The organism is Ilumatobacter sp., from assembly GCF_041688325.1.
In the GTDB taxonomy this organism is placed as follows: domain Bacteria; phylum Actinomycetota; class Acidimicrobiia; order Acidimicrobiales; family Ilumatobacteraceae; genus Ilumatobacter_A.
Genome location: NZ_JBDNIJ010000067.1, coordinates 1 through 11,800, shown reverse-complemented (window position 1 = coordinate 11,800; position 11,800 = coordinate 1). Strand labels below are relative to the sequence as shown.

10 protein-coding genes are annotated in these 11,800 nt (G+C 63.7%); 6 read left to right on the top strand and 4 right to left on the bottom strand.

The features are described 5' to 3' along the window. Positions 1–569, top strand: a 569-nt coding sequence (locus ACH2EI_RS05040; RefSeq protein ID WP_395159320.1) for an isochorismatase family protein, incomplete at its 5' end; no start/stop codon positions are given. Between the two features lies 1 nt (position 570). Then, positions 571–1,461, top strand: coding sequence for a dimethylarginine dimethylaminohydrolase family protein (locus ACH2EI_RS05035; protein WP_395155369.1), 891 nt, complete (start codon positions 571–573; stop codon positions 1,459–1,461). A gap of 103 nt (positions 1,462–1,564) precedes the next feature. Here the strand turns inward: ACH2EI_RS05035 and hemE are convergent, their stop codons facing one another. Continuing rightward, positions 1,565–2,602: a uroporphyrinogen decarboxylase gene (gene hemE / locus ACH2EI_RS05030; RefSeq protein ID WP_395155368.1), complete on the bottom strand. Its 1,038-nt coding sequence runs from the start codon at positions 2,600–2,602 to the stop codon at positions 1,565–1,567. Positions 2,603–2,686: 84 nt separating this feature from the next. On the opposite strand from hemE, the gene ACH2EI_RS05025 reads away from it, so the two are divergent. Together ACH2EI_RS05025 and ACH2EI_RS05020 are read left to right on the top strand one after the other, a co-directional pair. Further along, positions 2,687–4,849: a HelD family protein gene (locus ACH2EI_RS05025; protein WP_395155367.1), complete on the top strand. Its 2,163-nt coding sequence runs from the start codon at positions 2,687–2,689 to the stop codon at positions 4,847–4,849. A 16-nt stretch (positions 4,850–4,865) separates the two neighbouring features. Next, complete coding sequence (locus ACH2EI_RS05020) at positions 4,866–6,263, top strand: GTP pyrophosphokinase family protein (protein WP_395155372.1); 1,398 nt, start codon at positions 4,866–4,868, stop codon at positions 6,261–6,263. A 3-nt stretch (positions 6,264–6,266) separates the two neighbouring features. On the opposite strand, the gene ACH2EI_RS05015 is transcribed toward ACH2EI_RS05020, so the two are convergent. From ACH2EI_RS05015 to ACH2EI_RS05005, 3 genes are all read right to left on the bottom strand, one after another. Next, positions 6,267–6,764: a hypothetical protein gene (locus ACH2EI_RS05015; RefSeq protein WP_395155366.1), complete on the bottom strand. Its 498-nt coding sequence runs from the start codon at positions 6,762–6,764 to the stop codon at positions 6,267–6,269. After that, positions 6,761–7,423, bottom strand: coding sequence for a metal-dependent transcriptional regulator (locus ACH2EI_RS05010; protein ID WP_395155365.1), 663 nt, complete (start codon positions 7,421–7,423; stop codon positions 6,761–6,763). Before ACH2EI_RS05010 ends, ACH2EI_RS05015 begins: the two co-directional genes overlap by 4 nt. An 85-nt stretch (positions 7,424–7,508) precedes the next feature. Further along, positions 7,509–9,218, bottom strand: coding sequence for a DEAD/DEAH box helicase (locus ACH2EI_RS05005; protein WP_395155364.1), 1,710 nt, complete (start codon positions 9,216–9,218; stop codon positions 7,509–7,511). A gap of 184 nt (positions 9,219–9,402) precedes the next feature. Between ACH2EI_RS05005 and ACH2EI_RS05000 the strand changes: the two genes are divergently transcribed. After that, positions 9,403–11,055 carry an ABC-F family ATP-binding cassette domain-containing protein gene (locus tag ACH2EI_RS05000; protein WP_395155363.1) on the top strand — a complete coding sequence of 551 codons (1,653 nt, stop codon included), beginning with the start codon at positions 9,403–9,405 and terminating at the stop codon, positions 11,053–11,055. Positions 11,056–11,154: 99 nt separating this feature from the next. Beyond that, on the top strand, positions 11,155–11,800 hold a 646-nt coding region (locus ACH2EI_RS04995), incomplete at its 3' end, for a DEAD/DEAH box helicase (RefSeq protein WP_395159322.1).

Here is an 11,800-nt window from a genome sequence, read left to right as displayed (position 1 = left end):
TCGGTGTCGACGTGCTTGACCACTGGGGCGGGCCAACTGGTCGCCGTAACAACCCGGAGGCCGAGCAGGTGATGCTGGGCTTGCTCGATGCGTGGCGCACCGCCGGACGCCAGGTTGCCTGGACCCGGCACGACTCGCGCGAGGAAGCTTCCCCGCTGAAGTTCTCCCTGCCCACCGGAGATCAAAAGCCAGGGTTCGAGATTCGTGACGGCGAAATCGTCGTCGAGAAAGACGTCAACAGTGGATTCATCGGCACCTCGCTCGAAGTTGATCTGCGACGCCGGGGAATCAACCGACTGGTCATCGTCGGCTTCTTCACAAACTTTTGTGTCGAGACCACCACGCGGATGGCAGGCAACCTCGGTTTTGACACGTACCTCATCCACGACGGCTGTGCAACGACGAATCGGGTTGGCCTCGATGGCACCGACCATGATGCACAACTCGTGCATGACATGACCATCGCCAATCTGCACGGCGAATTCTGCACCGCAGTCACCGGTAACAACGCACAGGGGTTACTGATCGGCGACGCCAACGAGATTGAACGGGTACAAGGCAATGAATGACATGAATGACATGAACGACCCGGCAACAACCGTCGGCGTGTCGTCGTCGTCGAGCACGCTGCGCCGCGTCGCGATGAGGCACCCAAGGGCGATCCTCGTCGCAGATCACGAACGCTGGCACTACACGAAGCCGATCAACCCCGATGCGCTCGTTGAGCAGTACGAGGTGTTCGCTCGACTCGTGGCCGACAGCGGTGTACAGATCGAGTGGCTGCCCGAGATCGACGACGACCTGGCCGACTCTGTCTTCACCTACGATCCGTCGTTCGTTGTTCCCGGTGGAGCGGTGATCCTGCGACCTGGCAAGCTGCTGCGCGCCGGCGAGGCCGACTTGCACGAGCGGTTCTATGCATCGATTGGAATACCGGTGCTCGGTCGTATCGAGGAGCCTGGGACGTTCGAGGGCGGCGACAGTTTTTGGCTCGACAACACGACGCTTGCCGTGGGCCGCGGTTTCCGCACGAACCAGTCAGGCATCGAGCAGATGGCCGACCTCTTGGGCCCGGTCGGCGTCACGCTCGAGGTCTATGACCTGCCGTATCATCTCGGCCCCGAGGCATGCCTCCACCTCATGTCGGTTGTCAGCTCACTCGACAGCGATCTGGCCCTGGTGCACACGCCGTTGTTGCCGACAGCGCTGTACCAGCGGATGATCGAGATGGGTTACACACTGCTGGAAGCGCCTGCTGCCGAGTTCGACGCGAGCCTCGGGCTGAACTTGAACGTGCTTGCCGTGGCACCGCGCCACGTGATCGCCGTCGACGGCTTCCCGGGCACGTTGCAGTTGATGCGCGACGCCGGATGCGAAGTGCAGACGTTCATCGCCGACGAACTGTGCATCCCCTGCGAAGGCGGCCCCACCTGCCTGACTCGGCCAATCCTGCGCGACTGACGGTCACACTGTGTCAGGCACAGTGTGACCGCGAGATCAGCTTGCGCTGAGAGCGCGATGAGCGAGAGAGTTGCGAAAGGGGCCTGACCCCATGCGTAACTCTTTAGCGGGCGGTGCGCTCGTGGACGAGGTCGACGACGGCCTGCAGGACGCCGGGGTCGGAGTCCTTGTGGACACCGTGGCCGAGATTGAAAATGTGGCCGGGGTGGCCGGCGTTGTCTGCGAGTACTGCCTCGGCACCGGGCAGCGCAGCATCAGCTCCGGCCAACACGAGCGACGGGTCGAGGTTGCCTTGCACAACGAGATCGTCGCCCAGGCGGGCCCGTGCGTCGGTGATCGTGGTGCGCCAGTCGAGGCCGAGGACCTGGTTGCCGACGGTGTTCATCGACTCGAGGAGATGATCGCAACCGATTCCGAAGTGGATGCCGGCGACGTCGGGGTGGCGCTCGATCAGTTCGGTGAAGACACGCTGGGAGTGGGGGAGCACGAAGTGCTCGTAGTCGGCCTTACTGAGTGAGCCGGCCCACGAGTCGAACAGCTGGAAAGCACGTGCGCCATGTTCGAGTTGTGCGTCGATGAAGGTGATCGCGCTCGTCGCGAGCCGCTCCATCACGTCACCGAACAACACCGGGTCGGTGTGCATCATTGCCTTGGTGTAGCGGTAGTCCTTCGATGGGCGACCTTCGATGAGATAGCTGCCAACGGTGAACGGCGCACCGGCGAATGCCAGCAACGGAACGTCGCTTGGGAGTTCTTTGACCAGCAGGTCGACCGTGTCGATCACGTAGCTGATGTCGTCGTAGTCGAGCGGGCGGAGCCGGTCGAGGTCGGCGCGACTGCGGAATGGCTGATCGGCTACTGGCCCGAGGCCGGGTTGGACGTCGATGCCGAAACCGACGGCATGTGGCGGGACCACGATGTCGCTGTAGAGCACGGCAGCGTCGACGCCGTAGCGGGTCACCGGCTGCAATGTGATTTCAGCCGACAACTCGGGCTGCTTGATCGCATGCAGAATTGACCCCTCACCACGCACCTCGTGGTACTCGGGAAGCGAACGCCCAGCCTGGCGCATGAACCACACCGGTGTGTGCCGGGCCTGTTCGCCATTGGCAGCGGCCAAGAAAGGTGCCTTTTCATTCATGTATTGGCGAGGATATCGGGCCGGACGGCACAGCTGCCAGAGTCGCCTTCGCCCAGATACTTCGGTAGCATTTGCGGACCAATTATGACGCACCAGCATCCTGACATCGCTGACGAGCAGGCGTACATCGAGCACGCCTACGACTGTCTCGAAACCAGCCGCAAGGCGGCATTCCGTATCCGCACCCTCAACGAGGCGAGCATGGGCGGAACCTTCCAGGCGCGCTTCGAACGCAACGCATTCGACGCGCAACTCGTCCGGCGCCTCGAAGAACTCGAACTCGGTACTGCTTCGCTTGTGTTCGGGCGGATCGATCGCTACTCCGATTCCCCCGGTCAGACCGAGGCGTTCCATATCGGCCGTCTTGCGATCGCTGACGAGGACCGTGAACCGGTCGTCGTTGACTGGCGTGCACCGGTCTCCGAGCCCTTCTACCGGGCGACCGGACGCGACCAGATGGGTCTTGCTCGGCGTCGGCACTTCATAGTCGAGAGCAAGAAACTGCTGGGCATCGAGGACGAACTCTTCGGTGAGGGGCGCCTCGGCCTCGGCCACGACGATGGTCTGGCCGATACCGAGGGCAGTGGCGTCGTGCGCGCCAGTGACACAGGCCTTCGAGGTCACTCGACGCTGCTCGCTGCGCTCGAAAAGGGTCGCACGGGAACACTCGGCGACATCGTCGCCACTATCCAGGGCGAGCAAGACGAGATCATCCGCTCACCGCAGCACGGCGTGCTCGTCGTGCAGGGTGGCCCCGGCACCGGTAAGACGGTCGTTGCGCTGCACCGTGCGGCGTACCTCCTGTACACGCACCGATTCCCGCTTGAAGACCAGGGCGTTCTGGTGATCGGGCCGAACCGCGTGTTCCTGCGCTACATCGAACGCGTCTTGCCGTCGCTCGGCGAGGCCGGAGTCAAGCAAGCGGTGTTGGCCGACCTCATCCCGGGCGTCGAGTTTCGACGAGCCGACGAGCCGGGTGACAGCCGCGAGGCCATCAAGCTCAAGGGCGAAGATCGCATGAGTGATCTCATCGACAATGCGATTGCCGATCGGAAACGAGCGTTGCGTGACGATCTCGAGATGCCGTTCCGGGCCGGTTACGTCCGAATCAGGGCCAGTGAAACAGCACGGATTGTCAAGAACGCACGTCGTCGGTTCAAGCGCCACAACGCCGGTCGCCGTGCCGTCGAGGGCGAGTTCTGGATGGCGCTCGCCGATTCGTACCGTGACCCCGAGATCGGCGCGCGTGACGTAAAAGACGCGCTACGCGGCACTGAAGAAGCTCGTCGGGCGCTCGACAGGATGTGGCCGATCCTGTCGCCGGCGCAGTTGCTGCACGACCTGTTCGGTTCGCGTGGACTCCTCAAACTGGCTTCCCGCGGCGTGATGACCGAGGCCGAAGCGCTCTCGTTGTACCGCCGTCGTTCGGCGTCAGTCGATGACGTTCGATGGACTGCGGCCGACGTGGCGATGCTCGACGACGTTCGCGATGTACTCGGACCGAAGCCTGGCAAAGGCGGCAAGGTCGACGTGCTCGACGAAATCCGGACCTATGGCCACATCGTGATCGACGAGGTGCAAGACCTCACGCCGATGCAGTTGAAAATGGCGACTCGACGGTCGCTGAACGGCGCCATGACGATCGTCGGCGACCTTGCGCAGGCCACTGGCCCGCTCGCCCCTGACGAGTGGGACGACATCCTGCGGTACCTGCCCGATCGCAGGCCCGCACGGGTCATTGGACTGTCGGTCGGTTATCGCATCCCCGGCCAGATCATGGAACTTGCTAACCGGGTCATGGCGGTCGCTACTCCGTCGCTCCGGGCCCCCGATTCGGTCAGGCTCGGCGACGTGCCGCCGAGCATTGTTCGGGCCTCGTCGGCCGACCTGCTCGCCAAGACCGTGGCGACCGAAGTGCAGGCCATGGCCGACGCGATTCCGGGCGCCAGTGTCGGCGTCGTTGCGCCTGATGGGATGATTGAGGAACTGTCCGAAGCGCTCACTGCGGCCGGAATCGATCACGGCACCGCCACCCGAACCGGCCTCGAAGCGGGCGTTACGCTCGTGCCGGTCAGCGTCGTCAAGGGTCTGGAACTCGACGGCGTGGTTGTCGTCGAACCGGCAGGCATTGTCGACAGTATTGAGCATGGCCTCCGTGCTCTGTACGTCGCGCTCACCCGCAGTACACAGCGACTCACTGTCGTGCATGCTGCCGACCTCCCCGACGCCATCGCCGCTCAGCACTAGGGTCGGTCCCGTGGGTATGACGGGATTCGGATACGGAGAGTTCGGCGCGTGGTATGACGCGTACCGTTTCGAGGTGCTCGAGCCGACGCTCGTGGTCGCAATGGAATCGCTCGAACATCAACTGGTCGAGCAGCTCACCGATCGAGACGTAGCACGTCTGCGCAGTATCGGTGGCCGGGTCAAGTCGAAGCGGCGCACCTGGCGCAAGCTCCGCCAACCGAGATACCGAGACCAAATCAACTCGGTCGACGACATCCCGGCGGTGATCGACGACCTTGTTGGCCTGCGGGTCACATGCACCAACCTCCGCGACCTCGACATGGTGCAGGTCGCGCTCGACGGATTGCCGAAACAGCCGAGCGCCAAGCGGCCGCTGTCAATCGACGAGTCGTCCGAACGGGATTACGTCGAGTCGCCGAAGGAGTCGGGCTACCGCGGTTGGCACGTCAACCTCAGGCTGCTGCGCGAATCCACGTCGGTGACCTGTGAATTACAGGTGAGGACGCTGCTCCAAGACAGTTGGGGTGAGTTGACTCACGAAGACTCCTACAGCAAGGCCGGAGAGTTGCCGCCGCTCGTCGAGATCCTGTCGAAACGGATGGCTGACCTCTTGGCCACGCTCGATGACATTGCCGAAGACCTGCGGAGCGAACTCGACCGAATCGACGAGGCAGCTGTCGATGGAGCCGACGATCACCCGGACGAGAGCCACGTTGACGAGCGTGACCTGTCCGCGATCGAGGCCGACGCTGCTGAGCTACTCGCCGACCGGTGGCACACGCTCGACCGTCCGACGGAACTGTCGAGCCTTGCTTGGGAACTGCAGAAAGAATTCGGCGCCGAGGTCAGCGACGACTGGTTCGGCCACCGCAGCTTCAAACGGTTTCTTCGACTGGCGCTGCCCGCTGCTGAACTCAGCACCGGCCGGCAGGTGTACCTGCTTCCACCGCCAGAGCCCGAGGCTGTGCCTGACACCGAGTCAGCAACGGCAGCACCCGAGGTCGAAGCGCCGCGTGAGGCGGACGAACTGCGTCGAGCTGACCGAACCTTCCCGGTGCTCAGAACTGAGCAGTGGGTCAGAATCTATGAACAGCTGGCCGAAGCATGGCGGCGGCTCGGCACTCGGACGCCGAGCACGCGCACGATCAACGAACTGACCCGCAGCGCACGCGACAGTGCTGCAGCCACTGGCGAGCCTGTGTCTCGGCGACACCTCGATTATGTCGCGAAGGTCGTTGTGAGCAACAGCGATGCGGGTGAACCGCTCGATTCAGTAGCGATCGCTGACGCGTTCGCAGCGGCGACGCTGCAACGCCTCGTCGATCTTCGAGTCATCGCCCAGTCGTCAACGAAACGCAAACGAGCGATCAGGGATTGGCTGGGAGCGTCACACCCAGGTCAGACCAAAACGTGACGTTTAATCGTCGCCAGTGAACTGGTCGACGAGGTCGGTCAGCAATTTGAATGCTTTGTCGGCGTCTGCTGGCCGGGTCCGCTCGACGGCAGTGCGTGCCATGTCGACGGTGGTGCCGATCCCATTGACGAGTTCGGGCCGATCGGCAGCGATCTCGGGGCGAATGCGATCCCAGATTTGCACGATGGTCTCGAGTGCCTCGTCGTCGCCTTCGCTCTGCACGACGAGTTCGCTGAGGCGACTCATCTCAATCGCCATCTCGGGCAGCAGGTCGCTGGCTGAGCCGGTGAGTGCGACCGTGGTCTCGGGCGTGTTGGCGTCGACGATGACGCCACCTTCGATCGGCTCGCCGCTTTCCAGTGCTGGTTCGGCTCCAACGGGTACGTTCGTGACGTCGACCGTGGTGGGGCCGCCAGCGGCAGGTTCGGGATCGTTCACCGTGGTGGCGCACGCGCTCAACATCAATGCGCCGCCGAGGGCGGCAACAACCAGTTGGTTCACGCGGTGACCAGAATCCGTTCGCTGGCGAACGCACCAAGGCCGATGTGGCGACCATCGATCTCGACAGTCAGTGTGCCGTCGGGCGATGCTGCAGTGACGATGCCCGTGTTGCCGGGCTGGATGGCGGATGCTTCGAGGAATTCCAGCAGGCCCGGTTCGAATTCAAGCTCTTCGGTGATGCGACGCACCGTGAACCCATTGCCAACTTCGATCTCGGAGAGCGGCCCCGAGTCGGGTGCAGCTTCGTAGGCGGAGCCTGGGATTGGATTGCCGTGCGGGCAGGTGGTGGGATCGCCGAGAAGTTCGGTCATCGCCACTTCGACCGAGTCGCTGATGATGTGCTCCCAGCGGCCGGCTTCGTGGTGCGCTTCGGCCCACGACAACTTTAAGACGTCGGTCAGGAATCGCTCGGCCAGACGGTGACGACGGACCACCTGTTCGGCGAGACGCATACCCGCAGTCGTGAGCACGATTGCTTTGTCAGCGGTGATCAGGCCCTCGGCTTCGAGCCGCTTCATCATTTCGCTGACCGCCGGGCGGCTGACCTGTAAGCGTTCGGCAATGCGCGCTTGAATGACGTCGAGGTCGTCTTCCTGCAGCTCGAAGATGCACTCGCAGTACTCCTCAAACGCCGGATGATGTTCTCCAGGACTGGGCATGACTCTGAGTGTACCGAGGTCTCGGGTGCCCGTCTTAACGAGCTCACTGGTTGATGATCAGCGTGTCGACGTCAGTCACGTTGGTTCAGCGCTGGATCCGTCGCAGCCAGCTCTCGGCGTATCGGAGGCGGCGGGCGAGTTGATCGTTGGTGGCGCTGGCCACGCGGGTGACGCCCGCAAGATTGTTCATTTCGCCCTGCACCCGTGCATGGTTCCACCCGGTGATGTCGACGAGCCGTTTGGCGACGTGCGCATTGCGAGTCCGGAGGTCGTCCTTGATCTCAGCGACGCTCATCGACCCGTGAGGAATCAGGCCGGCGGCTGTGGGGATTTCCGGCAGATCGAGCCCGAGTGTTGGGTCGTCTGCAAAGAATGGGTCCGGCGGGTCGGGCTCGTCGTCGTACGCCACCATGCCGAGGTCTGCGGGGGAAAAGTTCAGCTCGAAGTCGATCCCATCGAGATGCTTGCCGTCTTCGCCGACCGTGTGCATCGTGATGGCGGTGACTGTCGAGGCAACCACGGAGAACAACGACATTTGCTCCATGTCGTCCCCGTGAACCTGGTTCTCCAAACCACCGTCAGGTTGGAAGTCGTCATCATCGCCTTTGCCCGGCGGGCGGAGCACGTGGCGGCGGGCCTCAGCGATGGTAAATGCGTGGGCGCGGAGGCGCGGGTCGTCCGGGATGTAGACGTACGCCTTCTGGCTTGCTCGCCCAGCCTGCCAGCGCACGAAACGGCCGACCGCCTGGCGGAAAAACAGCTCGGTCGACGTCGTAGTGGCGAACACTCCCACGCGCAATCGCGGGATGTCGACGCCTTCGGAGACCATCCGGACCGACACCAGCCAGGGGCGATCGTTCTCGCTGAACTCGGCGATCTTTTTCGACGCACCCGGGTCATCGCTGACCACGACGTCGGCCGGAACGCCGAAGCGGTCGCGCAGCAGAATGGCGATGTGTTGCGCATGCTCTTGGTCGGTCGCGATCACCAGCCCACCAGCGTCGCGTTGCTCAGAGCGGATGACCCGGAGCTGGTCGTTCGCCTTTTTGAGCACGGCCGGCATCCACTCGCCCTCAAGGCTGAGTGCCGTGCGCAAGCGCATCGACGACTGGTCCTTGGTCAACTCGTCTTGGAAGTTTGCTGACACGGTGTCGCCGGATGGCGACGTCCACTCCATCTCGCCATCGACGCGCGGGAAATAAACCGGCCGGACAACGCCGCCGTCGCGGAGCGCGTCGGCGTAGCCGTACGTGTAGTCGGCGTGAGCAAGTTCTCCCTCGGCGGTGTTGTCGTACCGGACGAACGGGATTGGTGCAGCGTCGCTCCGGAACGGCGTGCCCGACAGCGAGAGCCGCTTGTGCGCGTGACCGAATGACTTTCGGACACCCTCGCCCCACGCCTTCTCGTGGCCGGCGTGGTGGATCTCGTCGAGGATCACGAACGCTCCGGCCGAGAGCCCTGCCAACTTCTTCGCGGCCGCGCCGATCGCGAGTTGCTGGTAGGTGGTGACGAGGCCGTGCATGTCGCGAGCGAGGCCGTCGCCCGGTGACCAGTCCGGATCGAGCTGGAGGCCCATCCGATGCGCAGCTCGTGACCACTGCACTTTCAGGTGGCTCGTCGGTGCGACGACGATCAGCGGGCGGTTCTCATCAGCCAATGACGCTCGGGCGCAGGCAAGGGCAAACGTTGTCTTTCCAGCGCCCGGCGTGGCGACCGCCAGGTAGTCGGGCCCCGTCGTGGCACGGAAGAGATCGAACGCGGCGCGCTGCCACGGGCGGAGGATGACGGTCGACATGAGCGGATCCGAGTGTGTCGAATCACGCTGCGCGCCGCAACTCCCCGGCCCGAACGACCGAAAAATTGGTTCATGACCGGGTTCATGACCGGAGCGCGCTTGTGTCTGGCCGCTGTGTAGAGTCGACAACGTGACCGACCAGAGCTGAACCCATCGTCCGTTCGCTCTCCTGAAAGGCGCCCTCATGGCTGCTTCGCTCGTCACCCGCTCCCTGACTCTCTTGCGCGGTCCCCTGATCGTCCTCGACCAGATCGACCTGACGCTCTCGCCTGGCGACCGCGTCGGGCTGATTGGCCCCAATGGTGTGGGTAAGTCGACATTGTTGGCAGCGCTTGCCGGGCGGATCGAGATCGATGACGGCCGAGTTGAACGGATGCCGCGCACTTCCAACGTCGGGTTGCTCCCACAAGAACCCGAGCGTTCAACCAGCGAGACGGTCCGTGAGTTCCTCGGCCGTCGAACGGGGGTCACCGAGGCACAGACAACCCTCGACGTCACGACCCAGGGCCTCGCCGAGGGAGTAGCCGGCGCTGACGATGCGTACGCCGATGCACTCGACCGCTGGCTGGCGCTGGGAGCGGCCGACTTCGAGGCCCGCGTGGGCGAAACCTGGGCGTCGCTCGGCCTCGACGAACGACTCCTCGAGCAACCGACCGCCACGCTGTCGGGAGGCGAAGCGGCCCGGTCGTCGCTTGCCTCCTTGCTGCTCTCGCGCTTCGACATCGTGCTGCTCGACGAACCGACCAATGACCTCGACATCGACGGCCTTGCTCGGCTTGAAGAGTGGGTGCTCGGCCTGGTTGCGCCGCTCATGGTGGTCAGCCACGACCGCACCTTCCTCGAACGGACCGTTACTGACGTCGTCGAGATCGACCATCACACACACCAGGCGTCGTGGTTTGCCGGTGGATGGCAAGCGTTTATTGCCGAGCGTGAATTGGCCAAGCAGCACGCGCAAGATGCATACGACGAGTTCGACGGCAAGCGACAGAACTTGTTGAACCGAGCGCAGCGCGAGCGCGAATGGGCGTCGCAGGGGCAGTCGAAGGTCCGCAAGTCGGGAGAGACCGACAAGTTCATCAAGAGCTTCAAGATGAATCAGACCGAGCAACTCGCCGGCAAGGCAGCGCGCACCGAGAAGGCAATCTCTCGGCTCGACTCGGTCGAAGAACCACACGAGCAGTGGCAATTACAGCTCACGATCCCGACCGCTGAACGAAGCGGTGACGTCGTCGCCGAAGCTCGCGGTGCCGTTGTTGAACGTGGCGACTTTCTGCTCGGCCCGATCGATCTGTCGATTGCCTACGGCGATCGGATCGCGCTCGTCGGCGCGAACGGAGCCGGCAAGACAACGCTGATCAACCTGCTCCTCGGACGGCTCGAACCGTCGGTGGGTTCAGTGCACCTCGGCCGCAGCGTGCAGGTCGGTGAAATCGAGCAGGCCCGCTCGCACCTGCTTGGCGACGCCACACTTGTTCGAGCCTTCATGGACGCCGCTGCGGGCACTGCCTCGGCGGAGACGGTCGCGGACACCCGCACGCTGCTCGCGAAGTTCGGTCTCGGCGCCGAGCACGTCAACCGCCCCGTCGAATCGCTGTCGCCGGGGGAACGAACTCGTGCGTCGCTCGCCCTACTCATGGCCACCGGCGCCAACCTGTTGGTGTTGGACGAACCGACCAACCACCTCGATATCGAAGCGATCGAGCAGCTCGAACAGGCCCTCGACACCTTTTCCGGCACGGTCCTCCTCGTCACCCACGACCGGTCGCTCCTCGAACGAGTTCGCCTGACCAGGACATGTCGCCTCTCGAACGGTGCGATCACCATCGAGTCGTGACGGGCGAACTCGGGCCCTGAACTCGGGCTCTGAACTCGGGCTCTGAACTCGGGCCCTGAACTCGGATGGGCTGTGACAGCCGGTGGATAGTCTCGCCGTATCGCAGATCATGAGGCCCTCCAGGCGTTTTCGCCGGCAGTCCGAGATTGGTTCGCGAGCTCGTTTCCGGCGCCGACGGCTCCACAGATTCAGGGCTGGCCGCACATTACGGCGGGCGAACACACGCTGATCTGCGCCCCGACTGGCTCTGGCAAGACGCTTGCGTCGTTCCTTTCGTCGATCGATCGGTTGACGAACACGCCGCGACCCGATGAGCGATCGCACCGCACCCGGGTGCTGTACATCTCACCGCTGCGTGCGTTGGCGTTCGACATTGAAAAGAACTTACGTGCTCCGTTGAAGGGCATCGAGTTCGCCGCTGAACGCTTGGGTGAGGGCTTCACTGCCCCTGAAGTCGGGATGCGCACGGGCGACACGCCATCAAGCGATCGACAGAAGCTGATTCGTCGGCCGCCCGACCTGCTCATCACCACCCCCGAGTCGCTCTACCTGATGTGTACGTCGGCGGCCCGCGAGACGCTCGTCGGCGTGGAAACGGTGATTGTCGACGAGATCCACGCGATGGCCACGACCAAGCGCGGCGCCCATCTTGCGCTCACACTCGAACGGCTTGAGCTGATCACTGACAAGCCACCACAACGGATTGGCCTGTCTGCCACCCAGCGGCCGCTCGAAGAGATCGCCG

What these genes read in the sequence shown, in the direction of transcription:
- ACH2EI_RS05020 (WP_395155372.1), top strand. Translation starts at nt 4,866, where the DNA reads ATGACGGGATTCGGATACGGAGAGTTCGGCGCGTGGTATGACGCGTAC.
- ACH2EI_RS05005 (WP_395155364.1), bottom strand. Translation starts at nt 9,218, where the DNA reads ATGTCGACCGTCATCCTCCGCCCGTGGCAGCGCGCCGCGTTCGATCTC.
- hemE (WP_395155368.1), bottom strand. Translation starts at nt 2,602, where the DNA reads ATGAATGAAAAGGCACCTTTCTTGGCCGCTGCCAATGGCGAACAGGCC.
- ACH2EI_RS05000 (WP_395155363.1), top strand. Translation starts at nt 9,403, where the DNA reads ATGGCTGCTTCGCTCGTCACCCGCTCCCTGACTCTCTTGCGCGGTCCC.
- ACH2EI_RS05025 (WP_395155367.1), top strand. Translation starts at nt 2,687, where the DNA reads ATGACGCACCAGCATCCTGACATCGCTGACGAGCAGGCGTACATCGAG.
- ACH2EI_RS05010 (WP_395155365.1), bottom strand. Translation starts at nt 7,423, where the DNA reads ATGCCCAGTCCTGGAGAACATCATCCGGCGTTTGAGGAGTACTGCGAG.
- ACH2EI_RS05035 (WP_395155369.1), top strand. Translation starts at nt 571, where the DNA reads ATGAATGACATGAACGACCCGGCAACAACCGTCGGCGTGTCGTCGTCG.